General features: G+C 64.6%; 23 protein-coding genes and 1 other RNA gene. 9 read left to right on the top strand and 15 right to left on the bottom strand.

The features are described from left to right. Positions 1–93: 93 nt before the first annotated feature. Both fmt and def read right to left on the bottom strand, forming a co-directional pair. Positions 94–1,041 carry a methionyl-tRNA formyltransferase gene (gene fmt, locus QXZ85_RS10835; RefSeq protein ID WP_315742307.1) on the bottom strand — a complete coding sequence of 316 codons (948 nt, stop codon included), beginning with the start codon at positions 1,039–1,041 and terminating at the stop codon, positions 94–96. A gap of 176 nt (positions 1,042–1,217) precedes the next feature. Then, on the bottom strand, positions 1,218–1,745 hold the full coding sequence (gene def, locus QXZ85_RS10830; protein ID WP_315701894.1) for a peptide deformylase: 528 nt from the start codon (positions 1,743–1,745) through the stop codon (positions 1,218–1,220). A gap of 179 nt (positions 1,746–1,924) precedes the next feature. On the opposite strand from def, the gene QXZ85_RS10825 reads away from it, so the two are divergent. The 3 genes from QXZ85_RS10825 to QXZ85_RS10815 all read left to right on the top strand — a co-directional run bounded on the left by QXZ85_RS10825 (position 1,925) and on the right by QXZ85_RS10815 (position 5,011). Further along, entirely contained in the window at positions 1,925–3,133 is a 1,209-nt protein-coding gene (locus tag QXZ85_RS10825; RefSeq protein ID WP_315701895.1) for a DNA recombination protein RmuC, read from the top strand. Positions 3,134–3,225: 92 nt separating this feature from the next. Continuing rightward, positions 3,226–3,468 carry a GIY-YIG nuclease family protein gene (locus QXZ85_RS10820; protein WP_315767606.1) on the top strand — a complete coding sequence of 81 codons (243 nt, stop codon included), beginning with the start codon at positions 3,226–3,228 and terminating at the stop codon, positions 3,466–3,468. Between the two features lie 148 nt (positions 3,469–3,616). Continuing rightward, the gene (locus QXZ85_RS10815; RefSeq protein WP_315728924.1) at positions 3,617–5,011 is read left to right on the top strand and encodes an AmpG family muropeptide MFS transporter; all 1,395 of its coding nucleotides are present in this window, start codon (positions 3,617–3,619) and stop codon (positions 5,009–5,011) included. Here the strand turns inward: QXZ85_RS10815 and QXZ85_RS10810 are convergent. The 6 genes from QXZ85_RS10810 to ffs form a co-directional block, all read right to left on the bottom strand. Then, positions 5,001–5,384 carry a hypothetical protein gene (locus QXZ85_RS10810; RefSeq protein WP_315701898.1) on the bottom strand — a complete coding sequence of 128 codons (384 nt, stop codon included), beginning with the start codon at positions 5,382–5,384 and terminating at the stop codon, positions 5,001–5,003. The two genes, QXZ85_RS10815 and QXZ85_RS10810, sit on opposite strands and share 11 nt — an antisense overlap. 66 nt (positions 5,385–5,450) lie before the next feature. Beyond that, the gene (locus tag QXZ85_RS10805) at positions 5,451–5,876 is read right to left on the bottom strand and encodes a hypothetical protein (protein ID WP_315701899.1); all 426 of its coding nucleotides are present in this window, start codon (positions 5,874–5,876) and stop codon (positions 5,451–5,453) included. A 21-nt stretch (positions 5,877–5,897) separates the two neighbouring features. After that, the gene (recR, locus tag QXZ85_RS10800; RefSeq protein ID WP_315701900.1) at positions 5,898–6,497 is read right to left on the bottom strand and encodes a recombination mediator RecR; all 600 of its coding nucleotides are present in this window, start codon (positions 6,495–6,497) and stop codon (positions 5,898–5,900) included. A 27-nt stretch (positions 6,498–6,524) separates the two neighbouring features. After that, positions 6,525–6,845, bottom strand: coding sequence for a YbaB/EbfC family nucleoid-associated protein (locus QXZ85_RS10795; RefSeq protein WP_315701901.1), 321 nt, complete (start codon positions 6,843–6,845; stop codon positions 6,525–6,527). Positions 6,846–6,858: 13 nt separating this feature from the next. Further along, the gene (locus tag QXZ85_RS10790; RefSeq protein WP_315742301.1) at positions 6,859–8,760 is read right to left on the bottom strand and encodes a DNA polymerase III subunit gamma/tau; all 1,902 of its coding nucleotides are present in this window, start codon (positions 8,758–8,760) and stop codon (positions 6,859–6,861) included. Between the two features lie 110 nt (positions 8,761–8,870). After that, positions 8,871–8,967: signal recognition particle sRNA small type (gene ffs / locus QXZ85_RS10785), an RNA gene on the bottom strand. A 162-nt stretch (positions 8,968–9,129) separates the two neighbouring features. Between ffs and QXZ85_RS10780 the strand changes: the two genes are divergently transcribed. The 3 genes from QXZ85_RS10780 (at position 9,130) to QXZ85_RS10770 (ending at position 11,187) form a co-directional block, all read left to right on the top strand. Beyond that, positions 9,130–9,549, top strand: a complete 420-nt coding sequence (locus QXZ85_RS10780; protein ID WP_315742299.1) for an HIT family protein — start codon at positions 9,130–9,132, stop codon at positions 9,547–9,549. A gap of 3 nt (positions 9,550–9,552) precedes the next feature. Next, a complete protein-coding gene (gene nudC, locus QXZ85_RS10775; protein WP_316174062.1) occupies positions 9,553–10,488 on the top strand; it encodes an NAD(+) diphosphatase in 936 nt (311 codons plus the stop codon). Between the two features lie 189 nt (positions 10,489–10,677). Beyond that, entirely contained in the window at positions 10,678–11,187 is a 510-nt protein-coding gene (locus tag QXZ85_RS10770; RefSeq protein WP_315701905.1) for an Lrp/AsnC family transcriptional regulator, read from the top strand. A gap of 21 nt (positions 11,188–11,208) precedes the next feature. On the opposite strand, the gene QXZ85_RS10765 is transcribed toward QXZ85_RS10770, so the two are convergent. From QXZ85_RS10765 to QXZ85_RS10740, 6 genes are all read right to left on the bottom strand, one after another. Further along, positions 11,209–12,708 (bottom strand): phosphomannomutase/phosphoglucomutase, encoded by a 1,500-nt coding sequence (locus QXZ85_RS10765; protein WP_315701906.1) that lies wholly within the window; start codon positions 12,706–12,708, stop codon positions 11,209–11,211. A 101-nt stretch (positions 12,709–12,809) separates the two neighbouring features. Continuing rightward, on the bottom strand, positions 12,810–13,169 hold the full coding sequence (locus QXZ85_RS10760) for a DUF86 domain-containing protein (RefSeq protein ID WP_315701907.1): 360 nt from the start codon (positions 13,167–13,169) through the stop codon (positions 12,810–12,812). Beyond that, on the bottom strand, positions 13,159–13,407 hold the full coding sequence (locus tag QXZ85_RS10755; RefSeq protein WP_315701908.1) for a nucleotidyltransferase family protein: 249 nt from the start codon (positions 13,405–13,407) through the stop codon (positions 13,159–13,161). The genes QXZ85_RS10760 and QXZ85_RS10755 overlap by 11 nt, the downstream gene beginning before the upstream one ends. 112 nt (positions 13,408–13,519) lie before the next feature. After that, positions 13,520–14,017, bottom strand: a complete 498-nt coding sequence (locus QXZ85_RS10750) for a TIGR02281 family clan AA aspartic protease (RefSeq protein WP_315703114.1) — start codon at positions 14,015–14,017, stop codon at positions 13,520–13,522. A 167-nt stretch (positions 14,018–14,184) separates the two neighbouring features. Beyond that, entirely contained in the window at positions 14,185–16,659 is a 2,475-nt protein-coding gene (gene hrpB / locus QXZ85_RS10745) for an ATP-dependent helicase HrpB (RefSeq protein WP_315701909.1), read from the bottom strand. A 117-nt stretch (positions 16,660–16,776) separates the two neighbouring features. Continuing rightward, positions 16,777–18,096 (bottom strand): UDP-glucose/GDP-mannose dehydrogenase family protein, encoded by a 1,320-nt coding sequence (locus tag QXZ85_RS10740; RefSeq protein ID WP_315701910.1) that lies wholly within the window; start codon positions 18,094–18,096, stop codon positions 16,777–16,779. Between the two features lie 152 nt (positions 18,097–18,248). Between QXZ85_RS10740 and QXZ85_RS10735 the strand changes: the two genes are divergently transcribed. Continuing rightward, positions 18,249–19,301, top strand: coding sequence for an acyltransferase family protein (locus QXZ85_RS10735; RefSeq protein ID WP_315767608.1), 1,053 nt, complete (start codon positions 18,249–18,251; stop codon positions 19,299–19,301). A gap of 16 nt (positions 19,302–19,317) precedes the next feature. On the opposite strand, the gene QXZ85_RS10730 is transcribed toward QXZ85_RS10735, so the two are convergent. Then, positions 19,318–20,286, bottom strand: a complete 969-nt coding sequence (locus tag QXZ85_RS10730; protein WP_315767609.1) for a quinone oxidoreductase — start codon at positions 20,284–20,286, stop codon at positions 19,318–19,320. Between the two features lie 100 nt (positions 20,287–20,386). Between QXZ85_RS10730 and QXZ85_RS10725 the strand changes: the two genes are divergently transcribed. Both QXZ85_RS10725 and polA read left to right on the top strand, forming a co-directional pair. Further along, positions 20,387–21,271, top strand: coding sequence for a LysR family transcriptional regulator (locus tag QXZ85_RS10725; RefSeq protein ID WP_315767610.1), 885 nt, complete (start codon positions 20,387–20,389; stop codon positions 21,269–21,271). Positions 21,272–21,311: 40 nt separating this feature from the next. Then, positions 21,312–24,395 carry a DNA polymerase I gene (gene polA, locus QXZ85_RS10720; RefSeq protein WP_316174058.1) on the top strand — a complete coding sequence of 1,028 codons (3,084 nt, stop codon included), beginning with the start codon at positions 21,312–21,314 and terminating at the stop codon, positions 24,393–24,395. Positions 24,396–24,417: the final 22 nt, after the last annotated feature.

The raw sequence follows: 24,417 nt of genomic DNA, 5'->3' as shown, positions 1-24,417 counted from the left end.
GCAGGCGGGCGATCCAGTATCCACCGACATCTCGGTTCGACAAATGAACGCCTCGGCGTACTGGATACCCCGCTTCCGCGGGGTATGACAGCCTCAGGAAAAGCGGGCACCGCGCTTCAGTGGCGTGCCGCGCAGGAAATCCGCAGCCTGCATCGGTGCCTTGCCGGCGCGCTGCAGCTCGATGATGCGGATCGCACCCTCGCCGCAGGCAATGGTAAGGTGATCGTCGAGCACCGCGCCAGGATCGGCATGAACCGCGCCGGAACCGGAGGCAAGCTCGCAGCGGAGAATCTTGACGCGAACCGCTTCGCCGTCCACCTCGACCTCGCTCCAGGCGCCCGGAAATGGCGACAGCCCATGGATGTGACGCAGCACCGCGTGCGCCGGCTTGTTCCAGTCGATCCGCGCTTCCGCCTTGTCGATCTTGGCCGCGTAAGTGACGCCGTCCGCCGGCTGCTTCGTCAATGTGAGGTCGCCATGCGCCAGCGCTGCCATCGCACGCACCATCAGACCGGCGCCGATCGCGGCGAGCTGATCGTGCAGATCGGACGCGGTCATCGCATCCGATATCGCAATGCGTTCACCCATCGCGATATCGCCGGTGTCGAGGCCGGCATCCATTTTCATCACCATGGCGCCGCTCTCGGCGTCGCCTGCCATGATGGCGCGATTGATCGGCGCGGCGCCACGCCAGCGCGGCAGCAGCGAGGCATGCAGATTGTAGCAACCGAGCCGTGGCGCATCGAGGATGGACTGGGGGAGGATCATGCCATAGGCCACGACCACGGCCGCGTCGGCATTGTGGGCGCGAAACTCCGCGAGCGCGGCCTCGGTCTTCAGCGTCTTCGGCGTGAACACGGGGATCCCGAGCCGCCGCGCCTCCTGCTCCACCGGTGTCGGCTGCAGCGCAAGCCCGCGGCGGCCGCCGGGCTTCGGTGCGCGGGTATAGACGGCCGCGATCTCGTGGCCGTCGGCGGCGAGCTCGCGCAAGGTCGGCACGGCGAAATCCGGCGTACCCATGAAGATCAGGCGAAGGGGCATTGGCGCAATCTCGTCTTGCGAGGTCAGCCTCCCTGCGCTCGTCACGCCCGCACTTGTCGCGGGCATCCACGTCTTTGGTCGTTCAAGGCCGCAGCGTGGATGGCCGGGGTCGCTTGGCTTGTCGTGCTAAGACGCGCTTCGCGCTTTTGCCCGGCCATGACGGAGAGAGACGTCGATCATTCCGCCGCGCGCTTGGCGGCTTTGGCGAACTTCTTCATGACGCGGTCGCGCTTCAGTTTCGACAAATAGTCGATGAAGAGCACCCCGTTGAGGTGGTCGATCTCATGCTGGATGCAGGTGGCATAGAGACCTTCGGCGTCCTCCTCATGCACCTTGCCGTCCAGATCGGTGAAACGGACCCGTACCTTCGCGGGCCGCTCGACCTCCTCGTAATATTCGGGGATCGAGAGGCAGCCCTCCTGATAGACCGACATTTCGTCCGACCTGGACAATATCTCCGGGTTGATGAAGACGCGCGGCTCCGGATTGCCCTCGCCATTCTCGTCCCGCTTGGACAGATCCATGGTGATGAGGCGCAAGGGTTGCGCGACCTGGATCGCAGCGAGCCCGATCCCGGGCGCGTCGTACATGGTCTGGAACATGTCGTCGACCAGCTGCCGGATCTCCGGCGTCAGCTTTTCGACAGGTTTGGACACCAGCCGCAACTGCTTGTCGGGCAGGATGATGATTTCTCGTAAGGCCATGGCGGGCGATTTAAGCGCCGGACGGCACGCGGTCAATCTGAACCGCCGACGCTTAAGACATCGCGAACCGTGTTTTTTAGAACCTCGTTAACCAAGAGTTTTAACCCGCGGTTAACCATAAATGTTCTTATTTTGTTCCTATTTACTCAGGAATCTGGTATAGGGGTCCGATGACCTCCGTGAACCCTGTCGTCTTCGCGATCGGCGATCTGCCGGTCCGGGCCTCTGACGCACTGCTCGGCTTCGGCGCGCTAGTGCTGTTGCTCCTTGTTGCCATCACGGTGGCGGTGGCCCGGTCCGGGCGGCGCGGCGCAGCGCTTGCAATGATGCAGGCCATGCGCGCCGACGAGCTGGAGCTGCGCCTGTCCGAAATGCTGCGGGTTCAGAACGAGGCCTCCGGCCGCGTCGATGCGATGACGCAGGTGCTCGCCGGCCGCCAGGCGGAGCTCGCGCGCGCCGTCAACGAGCGGCTGGATTCGGTGACGCATCGCGTCGGCCAGTCGATGGAGCAGACGACGCGCCACACGATGGATTCCTTGCGCGTGCTGCACGAGCGGCTCGGCATCATCGACAACGCGCACAAGGACCTGACCGAGCTGACAACACAGGTCACGACCTTGCGCGACGTGCTCGCCAACAAGCAGGCGCGCGGCGCCTTCGGCCAGGCGCGAATGGAGGCGATCGTCCAGGATGGACTGCCGAAAGGCAGCTACGCATTCCAATACACGCTGACCAGCGGCAAACGGCCGGACTGCGTCGTATTCCTGCCCGATCAGCGTCCGCTGTGCATCGATGCGAAATTTCCGCTGGAAGCCGTCACCGCACTGCATGATGCGCGCAGCGACGAGGAGAAGCGATTCGCCTGCCAGCGGCTGCGTGCCGACGTGCTCAAGCACGTCAACGACATCGCCGAGAAATACCTGATCACCGGCGAGACCCAGGACACCGCGCTGATGTTCGTCCCCTCGGAATCGGTCTATGCGGAGATCCATGACGGCTTCGACGACGTGATCCAGAAGGCCTATCGCGCCCGAATCGTGCTGGTATCGCCGTCGCTGCTGATGCTCGCGATCCAGGTGATGCAGCAGATCATGAAGGACGCGCGCATCCGCGACGCCGCCGACCAGATCCGCAACGAGGTCATGCACCTCGGCGACGATCTCGGCCGTCTGCGCGAGCGCGTGCTCAAGCTGCAGAAGCATTTCGGTGACGTGAACGAGGATGTCAGGCAGATCCTGATCTCCGCCGACAAGATCGAGAAGCGCGCCGGCCGCATCGAGGAGCTCGATTTCAGCAAGCCCGACGCATCAGTCGATTCCCCGCGGATCACCCCGGCCGCGGCGCCGGACTTGTTCCCTCTCTCAGGCCGGATGCAGGCGGGAGAGTGAGTTGGCTTGCTGCATTTGGGGGACGAAGCCTACTCAGCAAAAGTCGTCATCGCCCGGCTTGACCGGGCGATCCAGTATCCCAGAGACCGTAGATGGGCGCACGCAGCTTCTACGTTTACATTCTCGCAAAGCGTATCGGCGGCACACTGTATATTGGTGTCACCAACGATCTGATGCGGCGGGTTGCGGAACATGGGATGAAAGTGGCCGAGGGCTTCACTAAGCGATACGACGTTGCTCGCCTCGTTTATTTCGAAGTCTTCGATCAGGTTGAACCAGCGATCCAGCGCGAAAAACGACTGAAGAAGTGGCCACGCGATTGGAAACTTCTCTGATCGAAAGAGAAAGCCCGAACTGGATTGACCTCTATCCGCAAATTGCCGGAGCTCTATAATTACTGCCTCTGGAATACTGGGTCGCCCGGTCAAGCCGGGCGACGACGAGTGTTTTGGTGGAGGCGACTAAATCTGCTACACGCCTTCCATGACCGCACCCGACGCCGCATCCGACATCAGCGCCGATAACGGCTCGCACGAGGCCGATGCCCCCGCCCCCACCTGGCGCGAGAGTATCGCCGTCTACCTGCAGCCCCGCGTGCTGGTGGTGCTGTTCCTGGGATTTTCCTCCGGCCTGCCGCTGGCGCTGTCCGGCTCGACATTGCAGATCTGGATGCGCGAGCTCGGCGTCGATCTCGGAACGATCGGCCTGTTCGCCCTGGTCGGCACGCCCTACACGCTGAAATTCCTGTGGGCGCCTTTGGTCGATGCGCTGCACGTGCCGCTGTTCACGGCCGCCTTCGGCCGCCGCCGCGGCTGGCTGGTCTTCGCGCAATTGCTGCTGATTGCCGCGATCATCCTGCTCGCGCTGACTGATCCTGCGCGGGCGCCGTTCATGGTGGCACTGGCCGCGCTCCTGGTCGCAGCAACCTCATCGACCCAGGACATCGTGGTCGACGCGTTCCGCGTCGAAAGTCTGCCCGAAAGCGAGCAAGCCGCCGGCATGGCCGCTTATGTCGCCGCCTACCGCATCGGCATGCTGATTTCGACGGCCGGCACACTTGTCGTCGTCTCGGCGTTCGAAAGCCGCGGGCTGCCGCGAGCTTCATCGTGGATGTGGGGCTACGTCGTCATGGCCGCGCTGGTGCTGATCGGCACTGTCACAGCTCTCCTCGCGACCGAGCCGGCGCAATCCAAGACGGCTGAGGCAGCGACGGCCGCGGACACGGCAATGACGCGCGTGATCCATGCCGCGATCGGCGCCTTCTCCGAATTCCTCAGCCGCAAGGATGCGCTGGCCGCGCTGGCCTTCGTGGTGCTGTTCAAGTTCACCGATGCGTTTTCGGGCACGATGACGGCGCCGTTCGTGATCGATCTCGGCTTCAGCAAGGTCGATTATGCCGCGATCGTCAAAGGCGTTGGGCTTGCCGCCACGCTCGCGGGCGGCTTTGCCGGGGGCTTCGTGGCGCGGCGTTATTCGCTCGCGACCAGCCTGTGGATCGGCGGTGCGGTGCAGGCGCTGGCCAATCTCTCCTTCTCCTGGCTCGCGATCACCGGCGTCAACCAATGGGCGCTGGCGCTCGCCATCTCAGCGGAGAATTTCACCAGCGCCGTCGGCACCGTGATCTTCGTCGCCTATCTTTCCGCGCTGTGCCAGAACCCGCTGCACACTGCGACTCAATATGCCTTGCTCACGGCGCTCGCAGCGGTGGGACGGACTTATCTCTCGTCAGGCGCGGGCTACGTGGCGAAGGCGACCGGCTGGCCGCTGTTCTTCGCCATCTGCGTGCTGGTGGCGATCCCAAGCCTGATCCTGCTCGGCTGGCTGCAGCGGCGCGGACATTTCGACGCACTGCAGACGCAGATCTCAGCTAACGCTTGAGGTCATCGCGCACGATTCCATTGAGCCGCTCGAACTCCGCGACAACCGTATCGCAGGCTGGCTTTGCGGCCTCGCAAAGAACGTCCATTTTGATGAAGAGATGATCGCCATCCTGGACCACATGGCGCCGAATTGCGGTGGGATAGGCTGGATGACCCGACGGCGCAAATGACCAGACGCTGAGGGCCGCTTTGTCCTCGATGACGGTCCAGCCAGATTGCATTGAACTCCTGGTCCCCGGCTTGGCGCGTAGTGACTCCAAGGCCGAGGCAACCGTGGGATAACCGAGGTCAGCCTGAACCTCGTTGTTGGATGCAGCCGCCGCTCCCGATCCCAGCGCTATCGCAAGCGCAAGCGCGTATAGCACTTTCACTCCCGCCGCCTCCCCAATGACGCGCGAATATGGCGCGTCGTCATCGTGACACAACCTAGCCAGGAATCAACGTTTCACCAAGCTCCATTTCGTCACGACCGCCTCGCTCAGCTGACCGGCGTCCTGCGCGCAGGAGACTTGATCGACCTTCACCGCGATCTGCTTGCCGAGCAGGCCCTTCAGCTGCGCGGCCTGCGCCTTGTTCTCGATCATGAGTTGGAACGTCTCGGGTCCGGTCTCGAGATTGCAGAGCCCGTTCGGTGGCGGCAGCCGGCGCGGTTCGCTGGCGATCTGATAGGCCATGGCCGGCTCGCCAGGCTTGGCTCCGCGGACCTTCAGCATGTTCAATTCGCCCGACAGCACGTCGCCGGCATTGATCGGCTTGCCAGCCTTGAGCGGCTCATCGCTCTGCTGCGCCACAGCAAGCGAGGCTACCGTCGTCGCCAGAATCGCGCCCAAAGCCAAGCGTTTGCCGAATCCGGGTTTCGTCATCATGAACTTCCGTATGTGTGCTTAGAACAGAGTTCGCTGCCGCATCGCCGCCGACAACGTGCCTTCGTCGAGATAGTCAAGCTCGCCGCCGACCGGCACGCCATGCGCCAGCCGCGTGACCTTGACGTTCGCCTCCTGCAGGAGGTCGGTGATGTAATGCGCGGTGGTCTGGCCGTCGACCGTCGCATTCAGCGCCAGGATGATCTCCTGGACCTCCGGCGCGTGCGCGCGCTGCACCAGCGCATCGATGGTCAGATCCTGCGGACCGACGCCGTCGAGCGGCGACAGCGTGCCGCCGAGCACGTGATAGCGGCCGTTGCTGGCTTTCGCGCGCTCCAGCGCCCAGAGATCGGCGACGTCAGCGACCACGACGATCATCGCCCCGTCGCGGCGCGGATCGGTGCAGACCGTGCAAGGGTTTTGCGTGTCGATGTTGCCGCAGGTCTTGCAGACCTGGATACGCTCGATGGCGACCTGCAGCGCCGAGGTGAGCGGCGTCATCAGCGCTTCGCGCTTCTTGATCAGGTGCAGCGCGGCGCGGCGCGCCGAGCGCGGCCCAAGCCCGGGCAGGCGCGCGAGCAGCTGGATCAGGCGTTCGATCTCGGGACCGGCGACGGCCATCAGTTCAAGGACTTCATGACGTGCAAACTAGCCGAAGCCGAATCCAGGAGGCAGGCCGAGCTTGCCGGTGATGGCCTGCATCTTCTCCTGCATCGCGGCTTCCGCCTTGCGGCGCGCGTCATTGCACGCGGTCACCACGAGATCCTCGAGGATCTCGGTCTCTTCGGGCTTCATCAGCGACGGATCGATCTTGATGCCCTTCACATCCATCTTCGCGGTCATGCGGACCGCGACCAAGCCACCGCCGGAGGTACCCTCGACTTCGAGATTGCCGAGTTCCTGCTGCATTTCCTGCATCTTCGACTGCAGCTGCGCCGCCTGCTTCATCATGCCGAGAAAGTCGGCCATGGCTTACGTCCTCTCAAAACGATTCCAGATCGTCGTCGCTGTCGGACTCGTCGACCGGCTCGACAGCGCTGCTAACTTCCGATTCCGGCGGCTCGGCGGCAAGCTTGCGCACCTCGACCACCTTGGCGCCAGGGAAGCGGGCCAGCACCTCCTGAACCCGCGGATCGGCTTCCGCCGCGCGCTCCCGCTCGCTTTTCGCGCGCAGGTTCTGCTCGCGCAAGGTCGGCTGTCCCGGCTCGTTGGAGACGACGACCGTCCAGCGCCGGCCGGTCCAATCCTCCAGCTTGCGCCCGAGATCGGTGACAAGCGCGCGCGGGGCGCTGCGTTCCAGCGCAATCTCCAGACGCCCGTCCTCGAAGCGGACCAGCCGGACATCGGCCTCCAGCGCGCTCTTGGTCATCACATCGCGGCTCTTGCCGGCGAGCGCGACGAGTTCCTGGAAACTACGAAGCCGAAGCGCGGGGGCTGCGTCCTGCGATGCTGGCGGCGGGCTCGCCATCTGCGGCCGCATCGGGCTGCCGACGGCCGCGAGGGTCGGGCCTTGGCTCAAGCCTTGGCTCGGAGCTTGGGCGCGCTGCGGCGCCATGCCCGCCGGCATCGACGAGGAGGACAGGCCGGCCGTCGTCATGGTCGGCGCCGGGGCGCTGCGCTGGACCGCAGCCGAAGAGACCCCAGGTGCGGCGCCGCCATTCTGCTCGATCATCCGGATCGCTTCATCGGGCGTCGGCAGATCGGCGGCGTAGGCGATCCGCACCAGCACCATTTCGGCCGCCGCTGCGGGCCTGGTCGCAGTCTGGGTTTCGGCGATACCCTTCAAGAGCATCTGCCACATCCGCGACAACACACGGATCGACAGCTTGGTGGCGAAATCGCGCCCCCGCAGCCGCTCGGTCTCGCTGAAAGCGACATTGTCGGCCGTGGCCGGCACGAACTTGACGCGGGTGACGAAGTTCACGAATTCGGCAAGATCGGACAGCACCACCACCGGATCGGCGCCAACGTCATACTGGTCGCGGAATTCCTGGAACGCCGCGGCGATATCCCCGCTCGCCAGATGCTGAAACAGGTCGATGACGCGGGTGCGGTCGGCGAGCCCCAGCATCTGCCGGACCTCGTCGGCGCGCACTTCGCCGGCCGCATGGGCGATCGCCTGATCGAGCAGCGACAGCGAATCGCGCACCGAGCCTTCGGCCGCGCGGGCGATGATGCCGAGCGCTTCCGGCTCGATGCCCACGCCCTCCTTGGCCGCGACATTGGCGAGGTGCTTCATCAGCACGTCAGCCTCGACCCGGCGCAGGTCGAAGCGCTGGCAGCGGGAAAGCACGGTGACCGGGACCTTGCGGATCTCGGTGGTGGCGAACACGAATTTGGCGTGCTCCGGCGGCTCCTCCAGCGTCTTCAGGAAGGCGTTGAACGCCGCCGTCGACAGCATGTGGACTTCATCGATGATGTAGACCTTGTAGCGCGCGCTGGCGGGCGCATAGCGCACGCTGTCATTGATCTGCCGGACATCATCGACACCGGTATGCGAGGCCGCGTCCATTTCCAGCACGTCCATGTGCCGGCTTTCCATGATCGCCTGGCAATGCGTGCCGAGCACCGGCATGTGAATGGTCGGCCCCTTCACCGATCCATCCGGCAACTCATAGTTCAACGCGCGAGCCAGGATACGGGCGGTGGTGGTCTTGCCGACCCCGCGGACGCCGGTCAGGATCCAGGCTTGCGGGATGCGGCCCGTCTCGAAGGCGTTCGAGACGGTGCGCACGACGGCTTCCTGGCCGATCAAATCTTCGAAACTGGAGGGGCGGTATTTGCGCGCCAGCACCCGATAGGGCTTGGCGGCGGATGTTATGCTGTCGAGGCCGGCCTGCGCGGCGCTGTCGGGCGTGGATGGAGAAGCGCCGGCCTCGGTCATCGATCGATCCGCAATTGCACGTCTTCCAGCCGACACAGCGGCCGAATGGGAGCGAGCGCCCGCCGGTGCGGGGTCTCCGCTAGTGATGCGCGATTCGCTCGAGAAAACAGGTAGGAGACTGACGAGCGACCCGATCCGGACCTCGTTAGGGCTGCTTCCTTCCGGACCTGACCCGGTTGGCGAGTGGCTCGTCCACCGCCAATCTCCCGATCCCTATTTGGGGCCAAACGGACCGGAAAGCAAGCGTGAGCTTCACGGGGAGCCGCCCTCTCGCAAGTGGGCTTGTGCCAGCGCGGCGAAAGGCATTAGGTGACATCAAGACCCCTTCCGCCCGCAAGAGTCCACCGAATCACCCTGCCAGGAACCCCGATGCCCGACGCTACCTGGTCGCTGCACCCGCAGCTTGCGAAGGACACGATCAACATCGGCGATCTGCCACTGTCCCGGGTGCTGGTGATCAAGGACGCGAACTATCCCTGGATGCTGCTGGTGCCGCGCCGCGAGGGCGCGGTCGAAATCATCGATCTCGACGAGGTGGCGCAGGCCCAGCTCATGACCGAGATCGCGCGCGTCTCCCGCGCCCTCAAAGAGATCACCAAATGCGACAAGCTCAACGTCGCAGCGCTCGGCAACATGGTGCCGCAGCTCCATATCCACGTCATCGCGCGCCGCACCAGCGACGCCGCCTGGCCGCGCCCGGTCTGGGGCGTCGCGCCGGCGCTGCCGCATGATGCGGAAGAGGTGCAGCATTTCATCGGCGCGATCCGCCGCAAGATCTGGCTAGGGTGAACGATGTCCCCATTCGACCTGTTTCCGCTCGGACAGCCCGCTTTCGTCCACAACACCATCGACCGTGCCGCGCATCTGCGCTTCCATGACGACAGGCTGATCGCGCTGGAGCGCAGTCCGTCGGCCCGCGCCTATGTCGTGCATCGCGATTCGATCCTGCTGAAGCGCGATGGCGAAGCCATGCGCGCACGGCTGTCGGTCGACGAGGCGCTGGGGCTCGGGGCCAATCCGGGCACGATCTTCCTCGGCCTGCGCGATGGTGCCGCGCTGTTCGGCATGGGCATATCGCAGGGCGCCGCCGAGGCGCTCTCAGGACGCGACGACGTTGCGATCACCGAACTGCGCGGCTTGGCGATGCAGGGCGGTATCCCGCCGGACCAACTCGCGGGAATCGCGATGGCGAAGTCCATGGTGTCCTGGCATCAGCGCCACGGATTCTGCGCCAATTGCGGCACCCGCACCGCGATGCGCGAGGGCGGCTGGAAGCGCGAATGCCCGAATTGCAAGACCGAGCATTTCCCGCGCACCGATCCGGTCGTCATCTCGCTGGTCGCCCACGGCGACAGATGCCTGCTCGGTCGCCAGCAGCGCTTTCCGTCCGGCATGTATTCCTGCCTCGCCGGCTTCGTCGAGGCTGCCGAGACCATCGAGGACGCGGTGTGCCGCGAGGTGTTCGAAGAATCCGGCATCCGCTGCACCGATGTCACTTATTATATGACCCAGCCCTGGCCTTATCCGTCGTCACTGATGATCGGCTGCCGCGCCAAAGCGCTGAACGAAGATATTGTGGTGGACCGCACCGAGCTTGAGGACGCGCGCTGGTTCAGCCGCGAGGAGGCTCGGCTGATGCTCACGCGCCAGCATCCGGACGGACTGACCGGGCCACATCCTTTCGCCATCGCCCACCATCTGGTCGGCGAATGGCTCAAAGCGGGATAGGCCATCGCCAGCACGATCTCTCCTTCCGACGGCGCGCGAGTGTCAAAAAGACCTGCAAGGCGCTGAAGGCGCTGCGCTTTTCTGGATCGCGCCTTCGCCGATCCCGCCGCGGCAGCGTGCCGCCTTGATTTGGAATGTTTTTCTCTATATGAGGGTTTCAATGACCTCATATGGAACAAAATTCTTCCCATGACCGACATTGCCGCGCAACTCCCGGAATCCAACCGCCGGCTGGACGCCATCGACCGGAAGATCCTGATGGTGCTCCAGGACGATGCCTCGCTGTCGGTTGCCGAGATTGGAGACCGGGTGGGCCTCTCGTCTACCCCCTGTTGGAAACGCATCCAGCGACTGGAAGCCGATGGCGTGATCCTGCGCCGGGTCGCGCTGGTCGACCAGAACAAGATCGGTCTCGGTCTCACCGTGTTCGTCTCGGTCGAGAGCCCCGATCATTCCGACGCCTGGCTGAGGAAATTTGCCGAAGCCGTCAGCTCCATGCCGGAGGTGATGGAATTCTACCGGATGGCCGGCGACGTCGACTACATGCTGCGCGTCGTCGTCGCCGACATGCAGAGCTATGATGTCTTCTACAAGAAGCTGATCGCCTCAGTGCCGCTGAAGAACGTCACCTCGCGCTTTGCGATGGAGAAGATCAAGTCGGTCACCGCGCTGCCGGTGCCGCCGGCCGCGGCGGCCTGAGCAGAGGCTGCGGGAGAACGGTCAGATCTTCTGATTGTACTCACCCACTTCGGGATGGGTGCGCAGCACGGAGTCCATTGCCTCGAACATGTCGCGCATGCGCCGTTCGGACACGGGGCTTTCGACCACGACAACCAGCTCCGGCTTGTTCGATGACGCGCGCACCAGTCCCCAGCTCCCGTCCGCCACCGTCACACGCACGCCGTTGACAGTGACGAGATCGCGGATCGGCTGTCCTGCCACCTGGCCGCCCTGCTTCTGCAGCGCTTCGAAATGCTTCACGACCGCATCGACGACGCCGTACTTGGCCTCGTCGGCGCAATGCGGGGACATCGTCGGGGAGGACCAGGTCTTGGGCAGCGCGTCCTTCAGATCGGACATCGACTTGCCCGGCGCGCGGTCGAGCATCTCACAGATCGCAATCGCCGAGACCAGGCCATCGTCATAGCCGCGGCCGAACGGCTTGTTGAAGAAGAAATGGCCCGACTTCTCGAAACCGGCGAGCGCGTTAAGTTCGTTGGTGCGGCGCTTCATGTAGGAATGGCCGGTCTTCCAATAGACGGTCTTGGCGCCCTGCGCCTGCAGCACCGGATCGGTGATGAAGAGACCGGTCGATTTCACGTCGACCACGAACTGCGCATCCTTGTGGATCGCCGACATGTCGCGCGCCAGCATCACGCCGACCTTGTCGGCGAAGATTTCCTCGCCGGTATTGTCGACCACACCGCAGCGGTCACCGTCACCGTCAAAGCCGAGGCCGACATCGGCCTTGTGCGCGAGCACCGCATCGCGGATCGCGTGCAGCATCTCCATGTCTTCGGGATTCGGATTGTATTTCGGAAATGTATAATCGAGCTCGGTATCGAGCGGAATGACCTCGCAGCCGATCGCTTCCAGCACCTGAGGTGCAAAGGCGCCCGCGGTGCCGTTGCCGCAGGCCGCCACCACCTTCAGCTTCCGCTTCAGCTTCGGACGATTGGTGAGATCGGCGATATAGCGCGCCGGGAAATTCTCGTGGAACTGATAGGAGCCCCCGCTCCTGTTACCGAATGCTGCGTTCAGCACGATCTCTTTCAGCCGGCCCATCTCGTCGGGCCCGAAGGTCAGCGGACGATTGGCGCCCATCTTGACGCCGGTCCAACCATTGTCGTTGTGCGAGGCGGTCACCATGGCGACGCAGGGAACATCGAGGTCGAACTGCGCGAAATAGGCCATCGGCGTCACCGCAAGTCCGATGTCGTGCACCTTGCACCCGGACGCCATCAGCCCCGAGATCAGCGCGTATTTGATCGAGGCGGAATAGCCGCGGAAATCGTGGCCGGTCACGATCTCCTGTTTCACACCCATTTCGGCAATCAGCGCGCCGAGCCCCATGCCCAGTGCCTGAACGCCCATCAGGTTGATTTCCTTGTTGAACAGCCAGCGCGCGTCGTACTCGCGAAAGCCGGTCGGCTTCACCATCGGCTCGGATTCAAAGGCGTAGGTATTGGGAAACAGGACGGCTTTGGGCTTGGGAAACATGCGAATGAGACCTCGAGAAAATACTCAACTTCCGAGCAGCCTTAGCGAAATCGGCGGGTAATCGAAAGGCCGAGGGCTGAATTTCTTGGCACGAGGCGACCTCAGTGCTGGGGTGGCGAATGCAGACCATCTAACTCCATCTGGACCGCAAGTCGCAGGGACGGAAGAGATTTGCACACTGTTTCCCAGACGAATCGGGCTGCGACGTCTTCGTAGTTGTGCCGATAGACGTTGCCTGCCGCAGCCATCTGCTTCCAGGCAATCGCCGGATGCCTCGCCTTCAGCTCATCGGGTAACCGGCGCGACGCCTCGGAGATGATCTCGAGGCAGCGCGTCACCGCATAAATAGTACGAATGTCGCTTTCGAAGGCAGTCCGATCGAAGCCTCGGAGCAACGAGGTTGCCAAATCGATGTGATGCAGGATGTCCTGAAGAGTTCCGCCGACTTTATCAGAAGGCATAGATGGCATCCGCCGTCGCCGTCGGTCGGACATAAGGCTTGAGTGCGCTGCGATTCACGACGTCAACCGGGCGATCGAAGAGTGCCGCAATATACTCCTTCAGTTCGACATAGTCGAAGACGGTCAAGGATACATCAGGATCGATCTCGACCATGATGTCGATGTCGCTGTCATCAGTGGCTTGCGCGCGCGCCACCGAACCGAACAAGGCCGCATGTTTCACGCCGCGGGCGCGCAAAGCTCGCTCGGATCGCCGTAGGGTTTCGATGGCCTCTGTGCTGTTCATGCGCCCAATATAGCACGGCGCGACCATCTTGGGGAGAGATGCGGCCTGGTGAGCGATCCGCTCCCTATTGCTCCAGCACCATCTCGCCATTGGAATAGGCGAAGCGCCTGAGCCGCGACAGGAACGACAGGCCGAGCAGATTTTCCGATAGCGCCTCATCGGGCAGAACGAGCGCGTCGACATCGCGCACGGTGATCTCGCCGAGCTCCACCATCGGCAGCCGGGTACGCGCGGCTTTCACGGTGCCATTGGCCGTGGTGACGGTCGCATTATACGCGCCGCGGGCCGGACGCAGGCCGAAGCGCGCCGCCGAACTCTCGTTCAGAGCCACCATCGAGGCGCCGGTATCGACCATGAAATTGATGCGCTGGCCATCGATGCGGCCCTCGGCCCGGAAATGCCCCCGCGTATCAGAGGGAATGCTGAGACTGCGCTGGCCGGCCGCGACCGGTTCGACCACGGCGAGCTTGGCCGTTGTGGCGGAGGCAGGCGCGGGCGCCAGGCGATCGGCCAGTTGCGCCATGAAGGTGCCGAGACCGACCAGAACGGCCGCGAAGATCATGATGTTACGCATACGCAACGCTCGACTGATGCTTGGATTGCCTCGCCCCGCAGCCGATCTCACCATCAAAGACGCCGGCGTGCGACCGAAGGCGAAAGGCTGCCGCCGCCATTTTGGCGAAAAGGGTGAGCGAAGCGTTAATAGCGTAGCGGGTTGTCGAGATTTGATTAGGTTCCGCGCGGCTTGGCGCGCCGGGTCGGCTGCGCATTGGCCGGGTCGTCGGGCCAGGGATGGCGCGGGTAGCGCCCGCGCAGATCGGTGCGCACCGCCGCATAGCTGCCGCGCCAGAAACCCGGCAGGTCGCGCGTGACCTGGACTGGCCGCTGCGCTGGCGACAACAGCTCGAGCACCAGCGGCACCTTGCCTTTCGCAATTGACGGATGAACGTTGAGGCCGAACAGTTCCTGCAAGCGCACGGCAATGGTCGGGCCCTGCTCGGCCTCATAATCGATCGCGAGCATGGTCCCGGTCGGTGCCTCGAAGTGCGTCGGCGCCTCGCGATCGAGCCGGGCGCGCAGATCCCACGGCAGCAGCGCCATGATCGCGTCGGAGAGATCACCGGGAGAGATGTCCTTGAGGCCGATCTTGTCGGCCAGCATCGGCACGAGCCATTCCTCTCGCTTGGCCACCAGCCCATCGTCCGAAAGATCGGGCCACGTCTCGCCTTCGGCCTTGCGCAGGAACATCGCGCGGTCGCGCCACTGCTTGGCAGCTTTCGACCACGGCAGCTTGTCGATGCCCACGTCGCAAACGCCGGCGGCAAGGATGCGCGCGGTCTCATCGGATGGCGCGAGCGCGAGGGGCGCTTCGGACAGGGTAATCGCGTGCAGGCTGCGCTTGCGGCGACCGCGCAGCGCCATTGCATTGCGATCGAAGATAATCTCGTCCTTGGTCTCGATCTGGTCGGCGAAATGCCGCTCGATATCCTCGCCAGCGAGCGGGGCGGCCAGCAGGATGCGGCCGCTGGCCGCGGTGCCCGTGAGCTCACCGACAGCAATGTAAGGCGCGCGGGCCAGCGAGGAGGTCTGCTCGACCGCCGCGCCGCGCCCATTGGCGAGCACGAAGCTGCCGTTGCCGCGATTACGCGCCACGCGATCGGGGAAGGCAAAGGCGAGCATGACGCCCACGCTGAGTCCCCCTTCCCCTTCTGCCGGTGCAGAAGAACTCACCTGCGCGGCCCAGCGCCGCGCCATCTCTCGCGCGCTCTGGGCGCGCTGCGAGCGGTCGCGCCGGAACTGGTCGCGGCGCACCTCGAGATCGACGCTGTCGCCGCCGAGCCCGCGCTCCGTGAGGATGGCGGCAGTTTCGGCAGCGTCCTGAGCGGCGCCATAGCGCGCCGAATCCACGATCATGCGGGCAAGCCTGGGCGGCAGCGCCAATGCCCGCAGCCGCTTGCCCTCCTCGGTGATGCGGCCATCGCCATCGAGCGCACCGAGTTCACGGAGCAGCTCGCGCGCCTCTTTCAGCGCGGGCTGAGGCGGCGGATCGAGGAAGCTCAAGCTTGCGGGATCGCTGACGCCCCATTGGGCGCAATCGAGCAGCAGCGAGGAGAGGTCGGCACTCAGGATTTCCGGCTGGGTGTAAGCGGGGAGCGAGGCCGTCTGCGGCTCGTCCCACAGCCGGTAGCATACGCCGGGCTCAGTGCGGCCGGCACGGCCACGACGCTGGTCGACTGCGGCGCGGGAGGCACGCACGGTTTCAAGCCGCGTCAGACCGATGTCCGGCTCATAGCGCGGCACGCGCGCCAGCCCCGAATCGACCACGATGCGGACGCCTTCGATCGTCAGCGAGGTCTCGGCGATCGAGGTCGCCAGCACCACCTTGCGCTGGCCCTTGGGCGCGGGGGAGATCGCACGGTCCTGCACGGCGGCATCGAGCGCACCGAACAGCGGCACGATCTCGGTGGAGGCATCGTGAACGCGCTCGGCGAGCAGGGTCTGCGTGCGCCGGATCTCGGCCGCCCCTGGCAGGAAGGCCAGCACCGAGCCGGACTCGGCGCGCAGGCTCGTTGCGATCGCCTCCGCCATCTGACGCTCGATCGGGACATCGACCTTGCGGCCGAGATAGCGGGTCTCGACCGGAAAAGCGCGACCTTCGCTTTCGACCACCGGCGCGTCGCCAAGCAGCTTGGCGACCCTCGCGCCATCGAGCGTCGCCGACATCACGAGAATACGAAGGTCCTCGCGCAGCCCCTGTTGCGCGTCGCGCGCCAGCGCCAGGCCGAGATCGGCATCCAGCGAGCGCTCGTGGAATTCGTCAAACAGCACCGCGGCGACGCCGTTGAGCTCGGGATCATCCAGGATCTGGCGCGAGAAGATGCCTTCGGTCACGACCTCGATCCGGGTCGCGCGTGACACTTTCGAACCGAACCGGACGCGGTAACCAACGGTATCCCCGGCTCGTTCGCCGAGCGTCTTGGCCATCCGCTCGGCGCTGGCCCGCGCCGCGATCCGGCGCGGCTCCAGGACGATGATCTTCTTATTCTTCGCCCAGGGCGCATCGAGCAGCGCCAGCGGCACCCGGGTGGTCTTGCCGGCGCCGGGCGGCGCCACCAGCACCGCGGAGCTGCTGCGCTCGAGCGTGCGCGACAGCTCGTCGAGCACGGCATCGATGGGCAAAGGCGTGTCGAAGCGGAGGGACAATATCGGAACCCGTCATCGCCCGCGAGGCGGGCGATCCAGTAAACTCAGATCTCGCGGATCACGAAGATCGAGCGTTCTGGATACCCCGCGTGCACGGGGTATGACAATCGGTCCGGATCACGCCCCGCTCACCGAGGGACGACCAACGCTCTCGTAAGTGAAACCGTGAGCCGCCATGTCCTCGGGGCGATACACATTGCGCAGGTCGACCACGACCGGCTGCGCCATCACCTTCTTCAACTGATCCAGGTCCATCGCGCGGTACTGGACCCATTCCGTGACCAGCACGATCGCATCCGCACCCGTGGCGCAGACGTAAGGATCATCGCAATATTCGATTTCGGGCAGTTCCTTCTTGGCCTGCTCGATGCCGACCGGATCATGCGCGCGGACCTTCGCGCCCATGTCCAACAGGCCGGTCACCAGCGGGATCGACGGTGCCTCCCGCATGTCGTCGGTCTCAGGCTTGAAAGTCAGCCCGAGGACGGCGACCGTCTTGCCGCGCAGATTGCCGCCGAGCGCAGCGGCGACCTTGCGCGCCATGGCGCGCTTGCGGTTGTCGTTGACGGCGAGCACGGCCTCGACGATGCGCAGCTGGGTGTCGTAATCCTGCGCGATCTTGATCAGCGCGCGGGTATCCTTCGGGAAGCAGGAGCCGCCGAAGCCAGGACCGGCATGCAGGAATTTCGAGCCGATGCGGTTGTCGAGCCCGATGCCGCGTGCAACCTCCTGCACGTCAGCGCCGACCTTTTCGGCGAGATCCGCGACCTCGTTGATGAAGGTGATCTTGGTGGCGAGAAACGCGTTGGCCGCGTATTTGATCAGCTCCGCGGTGCGCCGCGCCGTGTACATCATCGGCGCCTGGTTCAACGACAGCGGGCGGTAGATGTCGCCCAGCACCTTGCGGCCGCGCTCATCGGAGGTGCCGACCACGATGCGATCGGGCCATTTGAAATCGCGGATCGCCGCACCTTCGCGCAAGAACTCCGGATTGGAAGCAACCACCACGTCGGCCGACGGATTGGCCTCGCGAATGATGCGCTCGACCTCGTCGCCGGTGCCCACCGGCACGGTCGACTTGGTCACGACGACGGTAAATCCCTTCAGCGCGGATGCGATCTCGCGTGCGGCGGCATAGACATAGGACAGGTCGGCATGGCCATCGCCGCGGCGCGAGGGGGTGCCGACCGCGATGAACACGGCGTCGGCCTCGCCGACAGGCCCCTTCAGATCAGTAGTGAAATCGAGCCGCTTGGCCTTCACATTGGAAGCCACGAGAGCATCCAGGCCGGGCTCGAAGATCGGGATTTCCCCCCGCTGCAGCGCGGCGATCTTGCCGACATCCTTGTCCACACACGTGACCTGATGGCCGAAATCCGCAAAGCAGGCGCCGGAAACCAGCCCCACATAACCCGTGCCGATCATGGCAATTCGCATGAAAACCCGCCCTCGATGGTTAATGCGCCCGCCTCATAGAGCATTTGCGGGCCAAGGGGAATTTAGAAAACGGCATGACATTTGGATGACAATAAGGACTTTGCAACAGCTCTGACCAAAGATGCGCCGGCTCCGCGTCAAAGAGGAACAGCATGACCGCAAACGGCACATCGGCAGCCGCGGGAACCGGGACGCGGATCGACTGGGTCGATTACGCCAAGGGCATCTGCATCGTCATGGTGGTGATGATGCATTCGGTGCTGGGCGTCGAGCTGGCGGCCGGCAAGACCGGCTTCATGCACCTCGTGGTCGCCTTTGCAAAACCATTCCGGATGCCGGATTTCTTCCTGATCTCAGGGCTGTTCCTGCCCCTCGTCATCGACCGCGACTGGCGCACCTATCTCGACCGCAAGGTCGTGCACTTCGCTTATTTCTACGTCCTCTGGGTCACGATCCAGTTCGGCTTCAAGGCCCCTGGCTTTGCCGCCGAGACCAGCTGGACTCACGCCGGCTATTTGTATCTGGAATCCTTCATCGAGCCATTCGGCACGCTATGGTTCATCTACCTGCTGCCGATCTTTTTCGTCGTCATCAAGCTGACGCGCCGTATGCCCCCCTCGTTCCTCTGGGGGATCGCCGCAGGCTTGGAGATGGCGCAGATCGCCACGGGCTGGACCGTGATCGACGAGTTCTGTGCCCGGTTCGTCTACATCTATTCCGGCTATCTGTTCGCCGACCAGATGTTTGCCCTGTCGGAGCGCGCACGGGCACGCCCCGCTCTGGCGATCGCGGGATTGATCGGCTGGGCCGCGATCGATGCGACGCTGGTTGCAGTCAGTGCCAGCGAATGGCCGTTGATCTCACTGGGGCTCGGATTTGCTGGCGCCTGTGCCATCATCGTTTGCGGCACCCTGCTGGCGCGTGCCCAACTCCTCAACGGCTTGCGCTTCTGCGGCGAACATTCGATCGTGATCTATCTCGCCTTCTTCCTGCCGATGGCGGCGACACGCAGCGCGCTGCTCAAGACCGGCCTCATTGCCGACATCGGCACGGTGTCGCTGCTGGTCACCGTTGCCGGCGTGGTCGGGGCACTGGTGATCTGGCGCTTGGCCTTACGGCTGAACGCGGATTTCCTGTTCGAGCGGCCCGATCCATTCTGGATCGCGCCGAGGAGGCCAAGCCCGGCGCTGCAGGCGGCTCAGTAGAGTGCACCGGCTGAGCCTAGGGAACGAGGTATAGCGCACCGCGGCTGCGCCCGTTCTCGAGATCACGATGGGCTTGCGCGGCGTCGGCTAACGCGTAGACCGTGCCCACGCCGACCAATTCACGCTTGGCAAGTGCAGTTAGCACGGCGGCAGCGGCGCGCTGGTAGTCCTCCCGCTCATTCATGAAAGCCATCACGCTCGGCCGCGCCAAGCTCAGGCTGCGCCGTGGCCCTATCTCCTCGACATAGAGCTTCGGGATCGGCCCGGCCGACTGTCCTATGCTGGCAACGACACCGAACGGCCGCACACAGTCGAGCGTCTTCGCCAGCGTGGTCCCGCCGATGCCATCATACGCCACGTCGACACCGCGGCTGTCCGTCAGTCGAGCGACGGCCTGAGCGAAATCGGCGTCGCGACCGACAATGACGTGGTGCGCGCCGGCGGCGCGGGCCAGCTCCGCCTTGGCATCCGATCCAACCGTACCGATCACGCTTGCACCACGTCGGCTGGCCCACCGGGTCAGGATCTGGCCGAGGCCCCCTGCCGCGCTATGCACCAGCACCTTGCTCCCGGCCTGCACGGGATAGACGCGGTTGAGCAGCATGAACGCCGTGATGCCCTTGACGAACACGGATGCCACGCTTTCGTCCGACAGCGCCGGCTGAAGCTTGATCGCGCGCCAAGCCGGCAGATTGCGCTCCGACGCATAGGCTCCCACCGGCGCGCCCGCATAGGCGATGCGGTCGCCGACCGCGACGTCGGTCACGTCGGCACCCGCCGCAGTCACGATCCCCACTGCCTCCACGCCCGGAATCCTGCCTGGCAGCGGATAAAGCCCGCTGCGCTGATAAATGTCGATGAAGTTGACGCCGATAGCGGTCTGCCGCAGCCGGATCTCATCAGGCGCGGGCGCGGCCAGCTCGACCCCAGTGAGCTCCAAATTCTCGGCACCTCCGGGCACCTTCACGCGAACCACAGTGGCCATGTCGACCTCACATCTGTTTGTGTTTGACGAGACTACTGTGAACGCTGCTCGCGATATGCGAAACTGTCCAAGCTTGCGCTCCTAATGTTCGATTTTGCACATGCTGGACTGGACCGATCTGTGCCATTTCATAACCTTGGCCCGCGAAGGCACGCTCTCGGCGGCCGCCCGCGTGCTCGGCGTCGATCACGTTACGGTGGCCCGCCGCATTGCGGCGCTGGAACGGGCGACGCGGCTGAAGCTGGTCGACCGGCGCGCCCGGCTCTACGTGCTGACCGAGGATGGCCGCCGCCTTGCCGCCGCGGCCGGGCCGATGGAGGATGCGGCCTATGCGGTCGAACGCGCCATCAAGGCGACGCGTCCGGGGCTTGTGGGCGAGGTCTCGATCAGCGCGCCGCCCTCGCTCGCCAACGCGATGATCGCGCCAAAGCTGATCGACCTGCGACGCCAACATCCGGGCATCACGATCAAGCTGATCGGCGAGAAGCGGACCGCATCGCTGAACCGCCGCGAGGCTGACGTGGCCTTGAGGCTGTCGCGTCCGGCGGACGCAGCTTTAGTCGCGCGCCGGATCGGATCGTTCGGCTTCAGCCTCTATGGCGCGCCGGGCTATTTGCGCGAAACGCCGCCATCGGCACTCAGCTTCATCGCCTATGACGCCAGCATGGACGAGGCGCCGCAGCAGCAATGGCTGAAATCGATTGCCGGCCAGCGCGCGATCGTCCTCTTGACCAGCGATCTGGAGAACCAGGCGGCCGCCGCACGCGCCGGCATCGGCTTGGCGGCGCTGCCGCATTTTCTCGGCGATCCCGATCCGCAACTGGTGCGTTATGATTCCGGGCGCAGCGAGGTCAGCCGCGAGATCTGGCTCGTGGTCCACCGCGACCTCAGCCGCACACCGCTGGTCCGGGCGGTCATGCAGTTCCTGGTGAACTGCGTCAAGCCGGAACGGCCGGAGAAAAATCCGGTGCGCACGCCGCTTTGAATGGCTGTCAATCGGGACGAAAAATTCCTAAATTGGCCGCATGCCCAAAGCCCCCCAGAAAGCCGACGCCACCACGCCCGATACCGCTGCGCCGACCGCCAAGCCGGCGGCGGCTGCCAGAGGCGCCCAAAAGGGCGACCATGTGTTCCTGGTCGACGGCTCGTCCTACATCTTCCGCGCCTACCACGCGCTGCCGCCGCTCAACCGCAAGTCCGACGGACTGCAGGTCAACGCCGTGCTCGGCTTCTGCAACATGCTGTGGAAGCTGCTCCGCGACATGCCCGAGGACAACCGGCCAACCCACCTCGCGATCGTCTTCGACAAGTCGGAGGTCACCTTCCGCAACCATATCTATCCCGAGTACAAGGCCCACCGGCCGCCCGCGCCCGACGACCTGATCCCGCAATTCGCGCTGATCCGCGAGGCGGTGCGCGCCTTCGACCTGCCCTGCCTGGAGCAAAGCGGCTTCGAAGCCGACGACCTGATCGCGACCTATGCCCGCATCGCCTGCGAGCGCGGCGCGACCACCACCATCGTCTCGTCCGACAAGGACCTGATGCAGCTCGTCACCGACTGCGTGACGATGTACGACACCATGAAGGACCGCCGCATCGGCATTGCCGAGGTGATCGAGAAGTTCGGCGTGCCTCCGGAGAAGGTGGTGGAGGTGCAGGCGCTGGCCGGCGATTCCACCGACAACGTGCCGGGCGTGCCCGGTATCGGCGTCAAGACCGCCGCACAGCTGATCACCGAATATGGCGACCTGGAGGGACTGCTGACGCGCGCCGGCGAGATCAAGCAACCGAAGCGGCGCGAGGCGCTGATCGAGAATGCCGAGAAAGCGCGGATTTCACGCCAGCTCGTGTTGCTCGACGATCACGTCCAGCTCGAGGTGCCGCTCGACGAGCTCGCGGTGCACGAGCCCGATCCGCGCAAGCTGGTCTCGTTCCTGAAGGCGATGGAGTTCTCCACGCTCACGCGCCGGGTCGCGGACTATTCGCAAATCGATCCGGCCGATGTCGCCGCTGACGAGCATTTGAAGAGCGGCGGGACCACCGCTACTTCCGTTCCCTCCCCCCTTGTGGGGGAGGAGCAGGCAGGGGCGTCGCACGCAAATGGTGCCTCGGGTTTATCCCCCTCCCCAGCCCTCAAGGGAGGAGGGAGCCCTCAGAGCAAGCGGGGCGATCCCCGCACCGACAAGAGCGCCAGCAGCAAGGGCACGCCGGTCGCGCTGGTCGCCGCACGTGCGGAGGCCGCGAAGGCGGCGCGGATCGACCGGGCGACATACCAGACCATCCGCAGCCGCGATGAGCTCGACGCCTGGCTCGCACGCATCCATGATGTCGGTCATGTCGCCGTTGAAGCCAAGGCCAGCTCGATCGATCCGATGCAGGCAGAGTTCTGCGGCATCGCGCTCGCCCGCTCCGTCAACGACGCCTGCTACATCCCGCTCGCGCATCGCCAGGCCGGCGACGGCGGCGGACTGTTCGATGCCGGCCTCGCGCCGGACCAGATCAAGGAGCGCGACGCCCTGGACGCGCTGAAGCCGATCCTGGAATCCCCGGGCCTTCTCAAGGTCGGCTTCAACATCAAGTTCGCCGCGGTGATGCTGGCGCAGGCCGGCATCACCTTGAGAAATTATGACGACGTGCAGCTGATGTCCTACGCGCTCGATGCCGGGCGCGGCTCGCACAAGCTCGACTCGCTTTCTGAACACATCCTCGGCCATGCCATCATCAGCCATGGCGAACTGATCGGCAGCGGCAAGAACAAGCTCAGCTTCGAGCAGGTGCCGATCGACCGCGCCACCGCCTATTCGGCTGAGGATGCCGACGTGATCTTGAGGGTGTGGCGTGTGCTCAAGCCCCGCCTGGTGGCCGAACGCATGACCGCCGTCTATGAGACCCTGGAGCGGCCGCTGGTCTCGGTGCTGGCCCGCATGGAGCGCCGCGGCATCTCGATCGATCGCCAGGTGCTGTCGCGGCTCTCGGGCGATTTCGCTCAGACTGCCGCGAGGGTCGAGGCCGAGCTGCAGGAGCTGGCCGGCGAGCCGATCAATGTCGGCAGCCCCAAGCAGATCGGCGACATCCTGTTCGGCAAGATGGGCATCCCCGGCGGCACCAAGACCAAGACCGGCGCCTGGTCGACCTCCGCGTCGATCCTCGACGATCTGGCCGAACAGGGCAACGATTTCGCCAAGAAGATCCTGGAATGGCGCCAGGTCTCCAAGCTGAAATCGACCTACACCGACGCGCTGCCGACTTACGTCCACCCGCAGACCCATCGCGTGCACACCACCTACGCGCTGGCCGCGACCACCACGGGCCGGCTGTCGTCCAACGAGCCGAACCTGCAGAACATCCCGGTGCGCACCGAGGACGGTCGCAAGATCCGCCGCGCCTTCATCGCGACGCCCGGCCACAAGCTGGTGTCGGCGGACTATTCCCAGATCGAGCTCAGGCTGCTCGCCGAGATCGCCGACATTCCGGTACTGAAACAGGCGTTCAAGGACGGGCTCGACATTCACGCCATGACGGCCTCCGAGATGTTCGGCGTGCCGATCAAGGACATGCCGAGCGAGGTGCGGCGTCGCGCCAAGGCGATCAATTTCGGCATCATCTACGGCATCTCGGCATTCGGTCTCGCCAACCAGCTCGGCATCGCGCGCGAGGAAGCCTCGGCCTACATCAAGCGCTACTTCGAGCGCTTCCCCGGCATCCGCGACTACATGGATGCGACCAAGGAATTCTGCCGCAAGAACGGCTATGTCACCACCCTGTTCGGCCGCAAGTGCCACTACCCGGAGATCAAGGCCTCCAACGCCTCGGTGCGCGCCTTCAACGAGCGCGCGGCGATCAACGCACGACTCCAGGGTACGGCGGCCGACATCATCCGCCGCGCCATGACGCGGGTGGAAGAGGCGCTGGCGCAGAAGAAGCTCTCGGCGCAGATGCTCTTGCAGGTGCATGACGAACTGATCTTCGAGGTGCCGAATGAAGAGGTCGAGGCGACGCTTCCGGTGGTTCAGCACGTGATGCAGGACGCTCCGTTCCCGGCCGTGCTGCTGTCGGTGCCGCTCCACGTCGACGCCCGCGCCGCCGACAATTGGGACGAGGCGCATTGAGCTGACGCGCTTCGATCGGATG

This window comes from Bradyrhizobium sp. SZCCHNGR1005 (assembly GCF_032489995.1).
In the GTDB taxonomy this organism is placed as follows: Bacteria; Pseudomonadota; Alphaproteobacteria; order Rhizobiales; family Xanthobacteraceae; genus Bradyrhizobium.
Note: the sequence above shows the minus strand (reverse complement) of the source record. Positions and strands in the feature narration are given on the sequence as shown.

Excerpts from the sequence above, each read along its gene's own strand:
- QXZ85_RS10795 (WP_315701901.1), bottom strand. The coding sequence starts at position 6,845 with ATGGCCGACTTTCTCGGCATGATGAAGCAGGCGGCGCAGCTGCAGTCG.
- QXZ85_RS10765 (WP_315701906.1), bottom strand. The coding sequence starts at position 12,708 with ATGTTTCCCAAGCCCAAAGCCGTCCTGTTTCCCAATACCTACGCCTTT.
- QXZ85_RS10725 (WP_315767610.1), top strand. The coding sequence starts at position 20,387 with ATGCTGGACTGGACCGATCTGTGCCATTTCATAACCTTGGCCCGCGAA.
- fmt (WP_315742307.1), bottom strand. The coding sequence starts at position 1,041 with ATGCCCCTTCGCCTGATCTTCATGGGTACGCCGGATTTCGCCGTGCCG.
- QXZ85_RS10750 (WP_315703114.1), bottom strand. The coding sequence starts at position 14,017 with ATGATCTTCGCGGCCGTTCTGGTCGGTCTCGGCACCTTCATGGCGCAA.
- QXZ85_RS10730 (WP_315767609.1), bottom strand. The coding sequence starts at position 20,286 with ATGGCCACTGTGGTTCGCGTGAAGGTGCCCGGAGGTGCCGAGAATTTG.
- QXZ85_RS10780 (WP_315742299.1), top strand. The coding sequence starts at position 9,130 with ATGCCCGACGCTACCTGGTCGCTGCACCCGCAGCTTGCGAAGGACACG.
- QXZ85_RS10770 (WP_315701905.1), top strand. The coding sequence starts at position 10,678 with ATGACCGACATTGCCGCGCAACTCCCGGAATCCAACCGCCGGCTGGAC.
- QXZ85_RS10735 (WP_315767608.1), top strand. The coding sequence starts at position 18,249 with ATGACCGCAAACGGCACATCGGCAGCCGCGGGAACCGGGACGCGGATC.
- QXZ85_RS10815 (WP_315728924.1), top strand. The coding sequence starts at position 3,617 with ATGACCGCACCCGACGCCGCATCCGACATCAGCGCCGATAACGGCTCG.
- QXZ85_RS10790 (WP_315742301.1), bottom strand. The coding sequence starts at position 8,760 with ATGACCGAGGCCGGCGCTTCTCCATCCACGCCCGACAGCGCCGCGCAG.
- polA (WP_316174058.1), top strand. The coding sequence starts at position 21,312 with ATGCCCAAAGCCCCCCAGAAAGCCGACGCCACCACGCCCGATACCGCT.
- def (WP_315701894.1), bottom strand. The coding sequence starts at position 1,745 with ATGGCCTTACGAGAAATCATCATCCTGCCCGACAAGCAGTTGCGGCTG.
- QXZ85_RS10805 (WP_315701899.1), bottom strand. The coding sequence starts at position 5,876 with ATGACGAAACCCGGATTCGGCAAACGCTTGGCTTTGGGCGCGATTCTG.
- QXZ85_RS10760 (WP_315701907.1), bottom strand. The coding sequence starts at position 13,169 with ATGCCTTCTGATAAAGTCGGCGGAACTCTTCAGGACATCCTGCATCAC.
- QXZ85_RS10740 (WP_315701910.1), bottom strand. The coding sequence starts at position 18,096 with ATGCGAATTGCCATGATCGGCACGGGTTATGTGGGGCTGGTTTCCGGC.
- QXZ85_RS10820 (WP_315767606.1), top strand. The coding sequence starts at position 3,226 with ATGGGCGCACGCAGCTTCTACGTTTACATTCTCGCAAAGCGTATCGGC.
- recR (WP_315701900.1), bottom strand. The coding sequence starts at position 6,497 with ATGGCCGTCGCCGGTCCCGAGATCGAACGCCTGATCCAGCTGCTCGCG.
- nudC (WP_316174062.1), top strand. The coding sequence starts at position 9,553 with ATGTCCCCATTCGACCTGTTTCCGCTCGGACAGCCCGCTTTCGTCCAC.